General features: G+C 68.2%; 13 protein-coding genes and 1 pseudogene. 5 read left to right on the plus strand and 9 right to left on the minus strand.

Translation table 11 applies throughout. The annotated features are described in order from the left end of the window. Nucleotides 1-79 precede the first annotated feature (79 nt). Nucleotides 80-704 (plus strand): annotated as a pseudogene (locus tag IF99_RS31100) (nucleotidyltransferase family protein). Nucleotides 705-1,158: 454 nt separating this feature from the next. On the opposite strand, the gene IF99_RS0124155 reads toward IF99_RS31100, so the two are convergent. The 4 genes from IF99_RS0124155 to IF99_RS0124170 form a co-directional block, all read right to left on the minus strand. Then, on the minus strand, nt 1,159-1,695 hold the full coding sequence (locus tag IF99_RS0124155; RefSeq protein WP_356236904.1) for a putative immunity protein: 537 nt from the start codon (nt 1,693-1,695) through the stop codon (nt 1,159-1,161). 446 nt (nt 1,696-2,141) lie between these two features. Continuing rightward, a complete protein-coding gene (locus IF99_RS0124160) occupies nt 2,142-3,659 on the minus strand; it encodes a carotenoid oxygenase family protein (RefSeq protein WP_030999240.1) in 1,518 nt (505 codons plus the stop codon). 846 nt (nt 3,660-4,505) lie between these two features. Then, nucleotides 4,506-6,041 carry a carboxylesterase/lipase family protein gene (locus IF99_RS0124165; protein ID WP_030999242.1) on the minus strand — a complete coding sequence of 512 codons (1,536 nt, stop codon included), beginning with the start codon at nt 6,039-6,041 and terminating at the stop codon, nt 4,506-4,508. Nucleotides 6,042-6,272: 231 nt separating this feature from the next. Next, on the minus strand, nt 6,273-6,926 hold the full coding sequence (locus IF99_RS0124170) for a hypothetical protein (RefSeq protein WP_051703660.1): 654 nt from the start codon (nt 6,924-6,926) through the stop codon (nt 6,273-6,275). A 724-nt stretch (nt 6,927-7,650) separates the two neighbouring features. Between IF99_RS0124170 and IF99_RS0124175 the strand changes: the two genes are divergently transcribed. The 3 genes from IF99_RS0124175 (at nt 7,651) to IF99_RS0124185 (ending at nt 10,137) form a co-directional block, all read left to right on the plus strand. Then, the gene (locus tag IF99_RS0124175) at nt 7,651-8,472 is read left to right on the plus strand and encodes an APH(3'') family aminoglycoside O-phosphotransferase (protein WP_030999246.1); all 822 of its coding nucleotides are present in this window, start codon (nt 7,651-7,653) and stop codon (nt 8,470-8,472) included. Nucleotides 8,473-8,680: 208 nt separating this feature from the next. Continuing rightward, nucleotides 8,681-9,283 (plus strand): GNAT family N-acetyltransferase, encoded by a 603-nt coding sequence (locus IF99_RS0124180; protein WP_030999249.1) that lies wholly within the window; start codon nt 8,681-8,683, stop codon nt 9,281-9,283. Nucleotides 9,284-9,492: 209 nt separating this feature from the next. Beyond that, complete coding sequence (locus tag IF99_RS0124185) at nt 9,493-10,137, plus strand: histidine phosphatase family protein (protein ID WP_030999250.1); 645 nt, start codon at nt 9,493-9,495, stop codon at nt 10,135-10,137. Between the two features lie 67 nt (nt 10,138-10,204). On the opposite strand, the gene IF99_RS32865 is transcribed toward IF99_RS0124185, so the two are convergent. From IF99_RS32865 to IF99_RS32870, 4 genes are all read right to left on the minus strand, one after another. Next, a complete protein-coding gene (locus tag IF99_RS32865) occupies nt 10,205-10,708 on the minus strand; it encodes an HIT family protein (RefSeq protein WP_078655253.1) in 504 nt (167 codons plus the stop codon). Between the two features lie 327 nt (nt 10,709-11,035). Further along, nucleotides 11,036-11,194, minus strand: coding sequence for a hypothetical protein (locus IF99_RS34135; RefSeq protein WP_158716650.1), 159 nt, complete (start codon nt 11,192-11,194; stop codon nt 11,036-11,038). Between the two features lie 281 nt (nt 11,195-11,475). Next, nucleotides 11,476-12,393 carry an oxidoreductase gene (locus IF99_RS0124200; protein WP_037827474.1) on the minus strand — a complete coding sequence of 306 codons (918 nt, stop codon included), beginning with the start codon at nt 12,391-12,393 and terminating at the stop codon, nt 11,476-11,478. 1,055 nt (nt 12,394-13,448) lie between these two features. Beyond that, a complete protein-coding gene (locus tag IF99_RS32870) occupies nt 13,449-14,036 on the minus strand; it encodes a TlpA family protein disulfide reductase (protein WP_078655254.1) in 588 nt (195 codons plus the stop codon). 507 nt (nt 14,037-14,543) lie between these two features. Here IF99_RS32870 and IF99_RS0124215 point away from each other — a divergent pair. Further along, nucleotides 14,544-14,936: a hypothetical protein gene (locus tag IF99_RS0124215; RefSeq protein ID WP_234340826.1), complete on the plus strand. Its 393-nt coding sequence runs from the start codon at nt 14,544-14,546 to the stop codon at nt 14,934-14,936. On the opposite strand, the gene IF99_RS0124220 is transcribed toward IF99_RS0124215, so the two are convergent. Further along, nucleotides 14,927-15,697, minus strand: a complete 771-nt coding sequence (locus IF99_RS0124220; RefSeq protein WP_078655258.1) for a transposase — start codon at nt 15,695-15,697, stop codon at nt 14,927-14,929. The two genes, IF99_RS0124215 and IF99_RS0124220, sit on opposite strands and share 10 nt — an antisense overlap. Nucleotides 15,698-15,836: the final 139 nt, after the last annotated feature.

Here is a 15,836-nt window from a genome sequence, read left to right on the forward strand (position 1 = left end):
CACCCAATCGCCTGCGATCGCGGCAAGGAGTTACCGTGCGTGCAGGCGCTGTCGGCCTGTCACGTGGTAGGTGTGAGCGGTGATTGGTCGCCTTCCGCTCGACGAGCAGCTCGTTGCCCTGAAGTCTGTGCTGTCCCGCAACGAGGTGCTGTTGGAGGTATTGCATCGCACGGCTGGACTGGCGCTGCGTGACTGGTACGTGACGGCAGGGTGTCTGTTCCAGACCCTCTGGAACGTGGCCACGGACAGGCACCCCACCAGCGGGATCAAGGACTATGACGTCTTCTGCTTCGACGACCACGACTTGTCGTGGGAGGCAGAGGGCCGGGTGATCAAGCCTGCCGAAGCCTTCGCTGGGCTGCCGGCAGACGTTGAGGTCCGCAACGAGGCCCGCGTCCATCTCTGGTACGAGCAGAAGTTCGGCGTCGCGTGCGCCCCGTACACCTCCACGGAGGCAGCCATCGACAGCTTCGCGGCTACCACGTGCTGCCTGGGCGTGCGCCTGGAGCCAGGCGGGCAGTGGCGCGTCTACGCACCGCACGGCCCTCGCCGACGTGTTCAATCTCGTTGTCCGGCCCAATCCCGTGCTTGCCCCGCGCCAGGTGTACGAGACGAAGACGGCCCGCTGGCGGCGGCAGTGGCCGGAGCTGACCGTTCTCGGCTGGCCTTCAGAGCCCGCCACCCTGGCGCGTGGCTCATCTTGAGGGGCGGAGTCGACGCAAGCAGATGATGGTGCATGCGAGTTGGCGAGGGGCCGAGATGCCTCCCTTTGAGAGCCCGGACATGCGAGCCTCCACGGCGCAGTCATCCAGGTCCAGCGAGTCCGCACGGCGCAGCTCGGTCAGCAGGACGAACTGCAACACCCTGCGCCGGCGGGAGGCCGCTGGGTCGAAGCAGGCGACGCCGGTGCAGCCGACCACCGCACAGCCACACCTTCGGGACGGCGGTAGCGCAGCACGCCGTGCCTGCGCACGCCTCTGGTGCATTCCCACGTATCACCGCGCCGCACCGCTGGACGCCACCGCGGTGAGGTCCCCCGGCCTCACCGCACCGGGCGCGCACCACGGCCGGGCGGGCCCTTCTCCCGACCCACGACCCCGGTCTGATCGCCCGCCAGGACCCCGCGAACCCGCAAACCCGTCAGCCTGGCGCTGAGGGTCACTCAGCAAGGCTGAGTGACCGAAGACCGGCATCCAGCATGCGCGTCAATTCGCCAACCCGTCCGCCCCCACTCGGCGCCACCGGGAAGCGCTTGAGCACGTCAACGACCGCCGGGGTCGCATGAAGCATCATCCGCTCAATGTGCTCGGCGCCAACGCTCCGGTCGTCGCCGGCGACAAGTTCGGCCGCTCTGGCCGCGTAAGCGCCGGCTCCAAGGATGTGCTTGACCTGGGTGGACTTGGCCAGCGGATGCAAGTAGGCAGCGCCTGCCGCAGACATCGCCGCCCACGCTGCCTCGCGCGCGGCCGCGCTTTCCGCGTTCTTGGCCGCCTTGAGAGCCGCCGACGCGGTGTCGCGGAGGTTTCTCCCTCGCTCGCCGCCCCGAGCGAACTCCCACGCGGCGCTGACGGCGTCTCGAGGCCGCGAGTCGTCCGGCTGATCGGCCTCGAATACCGCGAGCACCGCCTCCGCGCACGCCGCGGCGAAGGCGGCAACCTCACGAAGCTCCTGCTTGCTCAGAACGATCTCGCTCATGTCCCCCGTCATGGCTCCATCTTTCACGATGGCGCTGGGTGTGGGACGGGCAGCTCCGGGCCGCCGGGCCCAGCGAGCAGACACCACCACATCAACCCCTGACGAGCGTCCCACCCTGTCAGACAGCCGCCCACGACCAGCATGAGCATCCCAGAACCAGCCACAACAGGCGGACCATCGCTTCAAGTTGGCGCATGCTCAGTGCACCGCACCTCGGCACGTGTACCGGTGTGTCCGATGCGCCGCGCCCAGCCCCCCTGATTCCGGAATGCTCTGCACTCCCCCGCCGGGTGGAGACACGGAGCTGTAGCCCCGCCCCGAAGGGCGGCGGCACGCGATCGTCGCCGTGCCCGGCTTCCACGAGTCGCGCGGGCGTCCACCGAAGCTGTGACGAACGGGTGGGCGGAGGCCATCTGTCCGGCTCCCGGCCGGGCAGCGGCGCCGGCTCAGGCGTCCGGGATCCAGCTGCCGTGGAATCCCAGCGGTACCCGGCCGGGGATCCGGATGCGGGCCAGTGGGTGGCCGTCGAAGTCCTGGGCCGAGAGGATCACCAGGTCGGTCGCGCCACGGTAGGGGTCGTTCACGTACGCCAGGACGTAGCCGTCGTCCTCGTCCCGTGCTCCGCGTCGCGGGACGAACACCGGCTCGCCGACCGCAGCCCCCCGAGGAAAGCGGTGAAGTTGCCTGCTGCTCCGCGCCATGTCGTGCTTGACCAGGTAGTTGGCGAACTTCTCATCGGGGTACGCCCCGTCGGCGGCCTCGTACGCGCGCCACATCTCGGCCGCGCACGCGGTGTAGGCGTACCGGTGCCGTCGCGAGACGAGGCTTTCGTTGATCCGCGGGAACTCCTGCGGACGGTCGTCGAGCCGAGTGCTGCGGACCTGGCCCGTGCGCAGGTCGATCGTCCACCGGTCGAGCGTCGGCGACCCGGTGGCGGAGGGCCCGCCCATGCCCCGCCCGGCGGCGTAGAACGGCGCGGGAAAGCCGATGTACTCCATCACGACCGTGTCGCCCTGGTCGTAGGCGTTGAGGGTGTGGGAGTAGTACACGGAGTCGATCTCGAACCAGCGCGTGGTGCCTCCGGCGCGCGGCAGCAGTCCGATGCGCATGGGGTGCCGGTCGTTCCACTCGTACGGCACGAGGGCGCCGGCCTCCGCCGCGGCGGCGTCGAAAGTGATCGGGACGTCCACGATCACCACGTACTTCTCGGTGAGCGCGAAGTCGTGCATCATCGGCGCGTCCGCGACCGGGATCCGCGTGGCCGGGCGGGCCCGGCCCGTCCGGTCGACCACGATGTGCCGCACATGGTCCCAGGTGGGGTAGTAAGCGATCGCGTGCAACTCGTCGGCGGTCGCGTCGTACTTGGTGTGGGCGGCGAGCGGTCCCCGGAGCGTGGAGCGGAAGTCGTAGGGGCGCACGGTGTTGAGTTCGCCGTCCAGCTCGTACGGCAGGGGCCCGCCTTCCTGCGTCGCGAGGATACGGCCCTTGTAGGGGATCACGTGGGTGTTGCACGCGAAGTCGTCCGGCGGTACCGGGCCCGGATAGGTCTCGCCGAGCTTCGCCGCCACCTGCGTGGAACGCACCCAGCGGTTGCGGTACCACTCGGCGCGACCGCCCCGCAGCCGTACTCCGTGCACCATCCCGTCGCCGAGCATCCAGTGGTGGACGCGTACGTCCTCGATGCCCAGCGCGTTGGGGCCGTTGCGCAGGTAGCGGCCGTCCAGGTCGCGGGGGATGCGGCCGACGACGTCGAGGCCGAAGGCGGTCAGTTCCTCGGTGGCAGGTGCGAAGGCTCCTTCCAGGAACGGGATCGACCCGGTCGTGGTGCTCTTCGGGGGAGCGGGATTCGCCCGTGCCACGGTGGTGAGCGGGCCGGGCCCGACGCCCCCGCCGAGCACACCGCCCCCCGCCGCCGCTACGACCGCGGCACCCTTGAGAACTTTCCGTCGCGTATGACTGGCCATCGTGGTCCCTCGTTCCTCCGTCGGTGTCCGACCGTGCCGGCCGGCCGCGTGATGACGGGACCAACCCTCCTCCGCCCGCGCTCGGGAAGCAGGAGGACCAGCCACCGCAACGGGGGTGGCCTCAGCACCACCCCCGAGAGCGGTCTCACCCCCGGGGGGACACGGGTGAGGCGTGGGCCGTTGTTGCGGGGTGTCCGGGGTGAGCCGGTAGCGGCCGCCTCGCTGGGTGCTGGAGGAGGCCACGGTGCCGGAGACGGCCGACGTGAGACCTCCTCCGCGCCTACCGGGGCACGGCGCCGCACTGAGGCTGATCCTCGAGTGACGCGCCCCTTCTTCGGCTTCGCCCGCCCGTGCTGTGCTCCCTCAGCCGGGTGAGCACCATGAGCGCCACCGTGAGCGGTCACCGGCCTCCGCCGCGTGCAGGAGCGGGACGCGGTCGCGGAAGGCATCCGGAGGTGTCCCGAGGCCGTGGCGAGAGCCGGAGGCGTGCCAGGGGCCGGCCGCGCCTACGAGGAGCGCCGCCACGGCGGGACGGCGAGGCGGCCAGGGCCTCCCTCACAGTGCGGTCGGGGCTGCCTGCCCTTGGTCTCGTCATGGCGACCACGCCTCGGACAGCACGCCGGTCACGACACGGCCACTCCCCGGCGGTGACCGCACGCCGCCTCCCTGCCCCCTGACCTGCGACCGCCCCCTCCCCTCGGCCTCCTCCCCAGAGCGTCCGGAGGCGCTACCGCGAGGTCGCCAGCGTTCCGGCGCGGTAGCGGCTCCACCGGGCGCTCATGGAGGCACCGGTGGGTACGGGCCGCTCCCGGCCCGGGCGCTCCGGGAGCAGCGGACGGGCGCCGGTCAGGCGCCACCCGGCACGGCCTCGCGCAGACAGCGCCACAACTCGCGCTCCTCCGCGGCAGGGTCCTCGAGCACGAGGGGTGTGCCCGCGCCGCCCAGACGCATCACGGAGCGCTCTCCGGCGTAGGCGGGCCAGTGCGGCAGCCCGCCGCCGCCAGGGGTGTCCGTGCCAGTAGGACGGCCGGTACGGGCGAAGGCAGTCCAAGCCGCCCGCATGTGGGCGGACAGCTCCCGTGGCGCGTCGGGACCGGCGAGCGGATTGTCGAGCGTGCCGAAGACGAAACCGATCTCCGCCATGTGGCAGGCGCCGAGGGCGCCACCGAGAGCGGGCGACGGCCAGGCGAACTCATACACGAAGGTCTGCGCACCGTGCGCGGCCCGCGCCTCGGCCACGCGCAGAGCGGGAATCCGGTACGCGTGGTCGCTCAGGGCCGCGGACAGCAAGTCGCCCGGAGCAGCCCCGGGTTGCGCGTAGACCTTTCGGGCTTCGGCCGGGTCGAGACCGAGACCGGCGAGGAACGCTTGCAACACCTGGTCCGTGATGCGCGGGCCGATCCCCAGCGGCACGAGGAAGAGACGGAACTCCTCGCTCGTCGTCCCGGTGAGCAGATCGACGTCGCGGCCCGCTCCACCGGCGAGCGCGTCGATCGGCCGTTGCGGCAAGGTGGCACCGTCGACGACAGGCAGCACGGTGGTTCCGCCGCCTGCCGACTCGCCCCACTGCTCGGGAGCAGTGGCTTGCGCGATCTCCTGTCCCAGGGCCGCGTCGGCGGCGATGAGCCGCTCGGGTGGCACCTCGGCCAGGCTCTCGCGGGTCGGCTCCGCCCCGGCAAGGGCGGCCAGCCGCTCGGTGACCCGTCGGCCGATGTGCTCGGGGTGGCTGTGGTGGCCGGCGCCGCTCTGCGTGATCGCCCGGCGGAACAAACCTCGCGCCCGGGGCATGGTCATGAGCGCGGTGATGCTTATGGCGCCGGCGGACTGGCCGAAGACCGTGACGTTGTCAGGGTCGCCGCCGAACTCCGCGATGTTGTCGCGGACCCATTGCAGCGCGGCGATCTGGTCGAGAAGGCCGAGGTTTGACGTGCTGTCGGGCAGCAGGAGGAACCCCTCCGCGCCGAGCCGGTAGTTCAAAGTGACGCAGACGACGCCTTCGGCGGCGAGCCGCGTGCCGTCATAGGAGGGCAGTGAACCGGAGCCGTTGCGGAACGCACCGCCGTGGATCCACACCATGACCGGAAGCCGTCCTCCGGTGCGGCCCGGGGCCGGCGTCCACACGTTGAGGTTCAGACAGTCCTCCCCCGGCGCCGCCGCTTCTTCCAGCAGACCGGCCATCGCGGGAAGATAACCCGGCTGGGGCGCGGTGGGACCGGCGACGAACGCGTCGCGCACCCCCGTCCACGGCTCCGGCGCCACAGGCGGCCTCAAGCGCCGCGGCCCGAACGGCGGTGCCGCGTAGGAGACGCCCATGAACGCCGCCACTTCCCCCTTCCACTGTCCGCGTATACGGCCTGCCGAGGTGGGGACGGTGACGTGCATGGTGCCTCTCGATGTCGTGCGCTGTCCCAAACATACTCACCAGGCGGAGGGGGGCAGACAACTCAATTTTGCGAGCACCCCTCACACCCGGCGTGCACAAAACCCCCAGCTCACGCCCCCTATCGGCCGGTGCTTCCTCGCAGACCACGCGAACTGCAGCGCTCTGCGGGGAACGCTCCTTCCTCTACGCGCACACGGCCCTTCCGCACGGCCGGCCTGGCCCGAGCTCGGTCACCGGGACGGGCGAGGCGCGCCGTACCAGCGCCAGCTCGTGCGACGCGGCCGCTCGGGGCTCCCGATGCGCCCGGTGGCCCACAACAGGGTGGACGAGGCGTCGTCGGTGACGGATACGTCGGGGAACAGCCGGACCAGGACCCGGCGGCTCAAGTCCTCCGGCGGGACTCCGTCGCGTTCGAGCCCCCACGCGATGTCGTACGTGTGGACGAGGGTCTCGGCGACGCCCATGGCCGCGAACCCCTCCGGGTCGGAAGCGCCGAAGACATGCGGGGCCAGCACATCGGGAGCAGTGCTGTCCACAACCGACGCGAGCAGACCGCCGCACGCCTCGACAACAGTCAGCAGCCCCTCAGGACCCGCCGCCGTGTCACCGAAAATGACGTTCACCGGCCCCGCGGCCCGGTCGCGGGACAGACGCAGCGGAACGCGCGGAACGCCCATTGGGTTGTCGAGCCCGAACCGCAGCGCGTAAGTCAGCAAGTCGTCCGCGAGGTGCTCCAAGCTCTCCCAGCACGTCCACTCCAGCTCGCCCGCACGAGCACCCCACCGGGAAGCCGGAACACCGGAAAGCGTCTTGACGCAGTGCGCCACGGCCTCGCGCACGTGCTTCCCGCTCACCAGCACATCTGCCATCTCAGAACCCGACATACAGGCAGGTTACTGGTAGTGTTTGACGGACTCGGGACCGGCTGTGGCGTGCAGTGCCGCCAGGCCGGGCAGCCGGCGACCGAAGGGTAGTCGCAGTCCCTGGCGACCTCACGGGGGCTCAGCCCGGCCTCGGCGTTTAAGGAGACCAGACTGATCGGCGCCCGGAAAGGTGGTTGTTACTCCCTGTACGCAATGTGGCGACATTGGATGAGTCCCGCGTCCTGGCCGACAGTCGGCCTCCGGACGAGCAGCCGGGCGCGTGGGAGAGACGCACGTGGCGGCGTCCGTTCCGGGGCGGTGGCGAACGACTCCCTCGGCGCGGTAGGAGTCGTGAACGTGAGCATGTTCGCCAGGTCACTTCGGAAGGTGCCACGACTCAGGACCGAGACGAGGGGACTGGCTGGAGGCCAACCGGACCTCCAGGGGCCGAGGATGGCGTCCTACACCACATGGTGATCGAAGACTACGGCAGCCATCGCTTCGGGATCACCTGTCACACCCACCGCCGACGTCGTCGTCCACCTCGACCGCAGAAGCCGCGAGCCCACTCGGGAGGACCCGCGAGGGGAGGGAAAGGGGGCGAGCAGCCCTTCGAAGATCAGCCATGTGAGACGGAGCCGTGGCCCTGAGTCTTTTGCTCGCCCCGCCAATGCCAGGACACCGGCACAAGGGCAGAGGTCCCGCAGTCCTGACCCCATATGCCGGGCTGGCTAGAGTGCCCGTCATGAGCGATCGCCGCGGAACGCAGACCTGGTCGCCGGTGGTGCTCGGCGTGGAGGACGTTGGCTGGCTGCCTGTCACCGCGGGCGAGTCGGCAGCGACTGTCTTTCGCAGCGCGGACGCCACTCGATACGCCAAGTGCGTGCCCGCAGCGGATGCGGCCGAGCTGAAAGCCGAATGCGACCGGGCCGCATGGCTGAGCGGTCAGGGTGTCCCCGGCCCCCGAGTGCTCGACTGGCGGTCCGGTGAGGCCGGCGCCTGTCTGGTGACGAGTGCAGTCTCTGGCATACCCGCTGATCAGCTGCCCGCTGAGAAACTACGAGTCGCCTGGGAACGCATCGCGGACGCAGTTCGCCGACTGCACGAGCTGCCCGTGTCTCAGTGCCCTTTCCGCCGGGATCTGGACGCTGTGGTCGCCGTGGCCCGTGACGTCGTTTCCCGTGGCGCCGTCAACCCCGAGTTCCTTCCCGTCGACCAGCAGCAGACGCCCACCGTGGAGCTGCTGGACCGCCTCACCCGGCAGGTCCCGCGGCGACGGGAGCAGGAGGCCACCGACACGGTCGTCTGCCACGGGGACCTGTGCCTGCCCAACATCATCCTCGACCCGCAGACCCTGGACATATCGGGCTTCATCGACCTGGGCCGCCTCGGACTGGCCGACCGCTACGCCGACCTGGCACTGCTGCTCGCCAACGCGCGAGAGACATGGACGGACGAGGAGCAGGCCCGGGCCGCAGACTTGGCCTTCGCCGCGAGGTACGGCATCGCTCTCGACCACGACCGCCTGCGCTTCTACCTCCACCTCGATCCGCTCACCTGGGGCTGATCAATTCCCCGGGGAGCATCGGGCGGACCGGAGGAAGATCCGACGATGCGGAGTCCAGTCAGGCAGACGGCCGCGGTCTTTGACGACAGGCGTGAGGTGGGGCGCCGGGGCGGAAGGTCATCGTCTCCCCGGGCATCGCGTACGGCATAGGGGCCCGGCAAATTGCGTGGTCGAGGCAGCAGCCCGCTGTCAAGATCGTTGGGTGAACATGCCACAGCACCAGAGCGCCTCTTCCGTACGTCCCATCACCGACGCCGACGTCCCCACTGCGGTCGACACCCTCGCCCGCGCTTTCGCCGACTACCCCTTCACGCGGCATGTGATCGCGGCGGATGGTCATGAGGAGCGGATCCGGCGTTACCAGGAGCTGTGCCTGACCCGTATCGGCATGGTGCACGGCCGGGTCTGGGTCGCCGACGAAGGCCGCGCCGTCGCCGTCTGGGCCGTTCCCGGTCAGGACCCTTCGCCTGCCTTCGCCGAACTCGGACCTCTCCTCGGCGAACTCAGCGGGGACCGGGCCGCTGCTTACGAGAGCGCGGACGCGGCCATGGCCCGGTACCGACCCGAGGAGCCGGGATGGTTCCTGGAGACCGTGGCCACCGCTCCGGAGGCCCGGGGAAACGGCCTCGGCAGCGCCGTACTGATTCCTGGCATCCAGGAGGCCGAGCGCGCCGGACATCCGGCGTTCCTGGAGACCTCCAGCGAGCCGAACGTACGGTTCTACGAACGCCTCGGCTTCAAGGTCACGGCCGATGTCCAGCTCCCCCACAACGGTCCCCGCACGTGGTGCATGCGCAAAGACCCCCGCTGACATCCTGAGAATTCGGCCCTCGACGGCTGGGCTCAGACCGCACCTTCGCTCGCGTCAATCACCGACACACAGGCGGCATAGCGGGCGCACGGGCATCAGCGCGGCTCGACCACGCGTCGAAGAGCCCGCTTGATCGTTCTGAGCCATCTCTTCCATAGTTACGAACTCAGTCAGGCAGGAGACGCTACCTACAGGAAGGGCACGCCCCCATGCGCACTCTTTACGTCGTTACCCATCCCGAGGCGACGCACCACGTCGAGGGAGTTGTCGGCGGTTGGCATGATTCGCAACTGACGCCCGCCGGCGTCCGGGCGGCGACCTCCATCGCCCGGGCACTGCGAGCCCAGGTGCCAGGCAGTGCCGAAGTGGAGCTGTTCTCCTCAGATTTGCAGCGCACCCGGCGGACAGCCGAGGAGGTTGCCGCCGCGTTCGGCGTGAAGCCGGTCCTGGATCGCAGACTCCGGGAGAAGTCCTACGGAGAGGCGGGGGGACGGCCCCAGGAGTGGCTGGACCGGCGGTTCATTCCGCCGCCGGCTGTCGGAGAGCGACTGGAACACGACGAGGGCGTGGAGGGCGCCGAGACCAAGGCTGCGTGGGCGCAGCGCATCTACGCGGCCATGGATGAGATTCTGCAACGCCCGTGCGAACACCAGATCGTCGTGACGCACGGTGGTTCCTTGACGTTCGTCGTGGCGTCCTGGATCAAAATGCCGATCGAGGCTGTCGGTTACGCCAGTTTCCGGGCTCCCTCCGGCAGCATCACCACGCTGCGCGAGGACGATTTCTTCCACAACCGCCAAGTAGTCAGCCTCGGTGACACTCAACACCTTGCCCACTCCACCAAAGCGGTCTGACCTTTACCCGGCCCACCTCGACGGCCCGCCTTCCTTCATGGGCGGCGGGACGTCCCATGCGCCGGCGTCATTCTTCGGATTCTGGCCTCCCTTCCGTGATCGAGTTATTGAGCGTGGGGCGCCCCTGTAGTTGGGCCCGAAGAGAGTGGGCTATTTGGTCTGCTTGGTCAGCGGACACTCGTTCCTGCTCAGGTCGCCGAAGCAGTCCGAAAATGGCGGGCCCGCGATGCTCTGGCCGCAGATCTGCCATGCGCGGGACGATGTGGAAGTGGACGTGCGCGAAGCCTTCGGCTTCGGCGAACTGGACGACGTAGGTCTTGGCGCAGCCAGTGACGCCCCGGAGAGCCCGGGAGAGCTTGACCTGCCACACGCCGAGGGCAGATGCCTCAGCATTGGTGAGGTCGTGAACCGCAGCGACGTGGCGTCGAGGCAGTAGCACGAGCCAGCCCGGCACTGCGGTGTTGAGGGCGTGGGCCACCCGCCAGTGCTGGTCATACACCGCGCACTCGCGAGGTGGCAGGTCGTCGAAGTCTGCTTCCTTGCTGCACGCATAGCAGTCGGGAGACGTCATGAACAGCGATCGTAGAACCGTCGCACTGCGAAACTCGCGTTGACCCCGGCCACCAGTCAGGCCGGAAAAACTCCCTTCCGGAGGAGGTGGAAGCTGGCGCGTACGGACTGGCGGTGACGGGGGCAACCCGCTCGGCGGCTTCGCCGAGGACGCGCCACAGGTGCCGCGGTCGGCAACCTGAGTTGCCTGAAGTGCCCCCAACCTGACGCCTTCCGCGAAGAACGGAGCCCGATCCCGGCGGACCACCTCGACAGCGGAAGCTGATTGGCCAGCCATTACCAGACCGGGTGCCTCCCCGACAGGCAGCAGATCGAGGACGTGTCGGGTCTAGACATCGACCAGTACCGTGCCGTAGACGCGGCCCTCGCGCGGGGTGAACTCATTGACGCTGACCACTCGCGGCGGAAGGGCTTCCGGCTCGGGCAGCGGATCGAACAGTCGCAGGGTCGTGCTGCGGTTGACGATCACTCCGAGAACGCTTGCCACCCTGGCGCCTGCCCGGCTGGCGAGCACGAGGCCAACCGCGACCAGCGGCGACCGCAACCACCCGGTAAACCCGCTGCGTCTCCGAGTCAACCCGGCGTTTGCTCGACAGAAGTCCCTGTCCCCAGAAACCCAACACGAAGGTGGTCGACAGCACCGGATCGGCGGCTCGCAGCAATCCAGGATGGGGCGCACCGACAGCAGGATCAGCCGGTGCCCACTACACCGCCGAGCTCCGGCTGGGAGGGCGAGCAGAAGGAGACGGGAGGGCGGGCCCGCGTGGATCAGCCCGGCCCATCGCTCGATGCCGCGAGGAGCGGCACGATGATGTCGCTGATCGGCGTCGGGAGCCCGTGAGCCCGGCCGAGTCGCTGCACGACGCCGTTACGCGTGTCCCATTCCAGCGGCCGGCCGGCTTCATGGTCGGCGAGGATGGACGTTCCCATGTCCTGCGGGAACGACTGGAAGCGGGCCAGGATCTCAGCGGGGACACCGTCGTCCAGGTCCGCGCCCTCGGCCCGGGCGACCGTAAGGCATTCGTGGAGGTATGCCAGCGCGAGTTCGGCGGTGTCATCCCTGTGGAACATCCCCGCGCGGCGGCGGGTCAGGACCATGAGTCCAGCGACTGCGTTCTGGAGCAGCTTCCGCCAGGCGACGGAGGCGAAGTTCGTGGACAGTTCGACGCCGCACCAGGTCTCCCGCAGCGCGTCGGCCACGATCCGGGCGGCGGGCGTGTCCGGCAGGGTGAGGCGGGCCTCCCCGCGCAGCCGCACCGATCCGTCGGACTGGGTCTCGGCAGGGAACCAGACCACCGCCGGGACGACGTTCGCGCCCGCGACGCGCGGGGTGAGCATCGCCTGCTGCTCGACGCCGTTCTGCAGGACGCACACGACCGTCCGCGGCCCGCACAGTGCTGTGAGCCACGGTGACGCGGCGTCGAGCTGAGTGGCTTTCACCGCGAGGAGGACGACGTCAACGGGGCCGTCGACCTGTGCGGGGTCGGTCCCTACGGGGCCAGGCACGAGGATGCGCCCTCCCCCACGAAGTAGTTCCAGATGATCTCGTGCGGTGCGCCCGTAGAGCTGCGGGGCACGGCCGGCCTCGTGCAGGGCCGCCGCGATGGTGGTGCCGATCGCGCCGGGGCCCACGAGTGCGATCGCTCCGACATCCGGCGCCGTGGTCATGGGGTCGAGAGGGCTCATGGCTCGGACGTTATCTCGTCACACACGCTTCGCGGCATTGGCATCAACGTTCTCCGATGAGGCGCGATTGCATCGGGGGCACGGTGCACCGTCCGAACGCGTGCGAGCACCTCGCCCCGAGCGATTCGAAAGTGGTAACTCTTCTTCCGCCAAGCCGTTGTTCGCCGATTCGAGCACCACGTGACAGGACACGGCGCGGGTGGGTGTTGCGGTGCTGAGCGTGGTGCGCGCGGCACGCGGCGATCGGGGTCGAGGGTGCACCGAACTCAGCCTCGGCCACCCGCGCGTGAGGCACCACCGAGTTCTTCGCACCACCGACCACGCTGGCGCATTCTTCTTCTGCGGAGGTGGGGGTCGAGACCTCGATCCTGACGGGCGCCGACGCGCTGCCCGCGCTCGGCGGGGCCGTCGGTGCGGTGGTATTGGACGCCGCCCTCGATCGCGCAAATGCCTTCTGACATGGATTCATGAGGGACTCAGAACACCCCCCAACCCCGTACCGGCGTGGCGCTCGTTGCCGGTCGATAGGCGGCAGGGGGCCTGCTTGCCTTCCGTGAAATTCCATCACGAAAGGCTTCTGGAGATTGCCCCTGCGTTGCCGATCATATTCCCGCCTCGTGGAATGGTGCTCTTCGCTCAAGAAGTCATCTGAGGCGCGCCAGGTGATTGGCAACGCACCGGCAGGCGCTTACAACGGCTAACCCAATGAGGCGAATCGGGTTGTTGGCCGTTCCCCTGTCAGGACGTTGCCCTGGTCAGCTACTTGATCAGGAAGGACAGACTCGCGTCTCATCCAAGCTCCCGCGAGTGAGGGCGAACTGGCAACTCCACCCCGTACCCACAGAGCTTCATCGAATTGGTGACGCGCCACCATCCCCCGCACCGCTGCTGGATCGCCTGTTCCCGGGAATGTGAAAGACCTGGCTCCCGCGAATAGCACAACGGCCCGATCATTTAACTTCGGAGGCTCCTGGCTGTCTCCCCGCTACAGGCCCAGCCCTCAACAATATACGCTAACCAGTAATACCCGCCCCCGAGGCCCTTTATGACATTCTTCAGGAAGCCAGCGGGTCAATCATCAACCTAAGCTTTCCCACGCTTACCGCACCGATCGCGCGGGCTGCAATCTTTCCATCACGGTCCAGAACGATAGTCGTGGGGATTGATTGCGGATTCAATACGCCAGCCGGAAATGAGTCCAGAATGATTCGACCCGATGGATCAAAGAAGCTTGGGTATTTAATCTTGTAAGTCTTTTCGAAGCCCAGAGGGAGAGATGGACTGTTGTCCCTGGTATTGATCCCGACGAAATGGACATTCTTGGACTTGTACTCCGACGCCGCTTTCGTGAGATTAGACGCCTCGGCGCGGCATGGCGGACACCAGGAGCCCCACACATTCAGGACAACAACGCTGCCTCTGTAGTCAGCCAGGTTGAGCGCCTTGCCCTGAAGCGATTTACCGGTGATTTCGACAGGTTTGCCACGCTTTCCCTCAGGAACGGTAGAGACACCGGACTCCCCAGCCACGAAGCCGATACGCGACGAGTCACCGTCAGAGCCGGAACCACAAGCGGCCAAAGAGACGCAGCACGATGCCAAAATGGCAGAAAGCAAGCGCGAACGCGAGGCAATCGACTTCATGGCCGTAGTCTGACATGGGCGGAATCGCGAGCTGTCATCGACCTGAGGGTTGTCCCGTACTCCCTGGTGGATCAGCGCGCGGCGGCAGACGCGGTGCATCGCAAGGCGGAGCGACGTTCGCATACTGGATGTATTCGGACGTTCCGACAACGCGGCGAGGTGCCGTAGCTGTCGTCGTGCGCCCGCCAGGGATTACGGGACGGCCCTTGGACGTGACCAAACTCCCACAATGGCTGACACGATGAGCTGGTCTGTCGGTGGGTGATGAGGCGGCAGGCGAGGGCGAGGAAGGCTTCGTATGGGTCGGCGCTCCATTTCCTGCGGATGCGGATTCGTTTGAAGTTGTGGAGCCACGCGAAGCTGTGTCCGACGACCCAGACGATCCAGCGGTAGGTTCCCAGCCCGGTGCCGTGGGCGGCCGCGGCGGGCGGTGGTCGGCACGATGCGACGTCGGCGGACCTAAGGGCTGTCCCGTATGGGACTCGGCTCTGGCAAGATGCCCGGGTGGTGAGTGCACAGGACTGGGAGGCGACACGTCGCCGACTGCATTTCGGGCAACGCTTCCTTGGAACGGTGGTCCGGGTGCCAAGTCCCGGCGCGATCGGCATCTTCGTGGACATCGGGCTGCCCGTAAACGGCTTCGTTGACGTGCTGCTGCTACCAAGCGAAGCCGAGCGCTGGCCCACAGAGGGCACCGAGTCGGAGTTCGAGGTGTGGTGGGCTGATGAGCGACCCCAGATTCGGCTGAAGCCGGCGGACCCTCTGTTCGTGCGCGAGGACTTTGCCCAGTGGCTCACCAAATGGCGGCCGGGATGGCCGCAGGAGTACGGCCTGCCGGTCGCATCCGCCGACGTTCCACCTTCGGCATCCGAGGCCGCTAGTGGAGATGCTCACGGATAGCCCAAGGCAAGGTTGTACAGGCGGGCGATGCCGCGCATGGCGTGGTGTACGCCGTCCCCCCTCAGTCGGCAGTCGCGCAGGATCTTCCAGGTCTTCAAGCGGGCGAAACAGTGCTCAACGCGGGCTCGGACCTGCTTGTGGGTCTTGTTGTGCGCCTTCTTCCAGGCGGGTAGTTCCTCGCCGGGGCTGCGTCGGTGCGGCATTACCAGTCCTGTGCCCGGGTAGCCACCGTCGGCGATCACTACCGTGTTGCCGATGGCGGCCTTGGCGCCGGACTCGGCCCAGGCCCGGCAGTCGTTGCGGTTGCCCGGCAGCGGCTTGCCGATCACCACTACAAGGCGGGTGTCTGCGTCGATGACCACCTGGTGGTTGGTGGAGTAGCGATAGTTCTTCGACTGCTCGGCGACCTTGTGGTCGCGAGTGGGCACCAGGGTGCCGTCCACGATCAGCACAGCGTCCCGAGCGAACCGCTGGCGGGGCTGCAGGGCGAGCCTCGGCCCGAGGTGGTCGATGACCCGATCGGCTGTGGACTTCGACACCCCGAACAGCGGGGCCAGTTGCCGCATCGTCAGGTTAGTCCGCCAGTACGCGACAACCAGCAGCACCCGGTCCTCCAGGGGCAGCTTCCAAGGCCGGCCCCGGACCGGTACGTCCACGCCTTCACGGCGCAGTTGCGTTACCAACTTGCCGAAGGCACGCGGGCTCAGCCCTGTGAACGGGGCCATCCAGGACGCCTCCGAGGCCGTGATCACACCAGACACGACCAAGATCATCCATCAGCAAGATCGCTTACGGGACAGCCCTTAGACGTTGTTTTATTTGGTGAGTCGGCGGTGGCAGATGAGGGCTGCGGCTATGCCGACGAAGGCGAGGAAGTGTTCGGCCTTGCGCTCGTAGCGG

The organism is Streptomyces sp. NRRL F-5630 (assembly GCF_000719475.1).
In the GTDB taxonomy this organism is placed as follows: domain Bacteria; phylum Actinomycetota; class Actinomycetes; order Streptomycetales; family Streptomycetaceae; genus Streptomyces.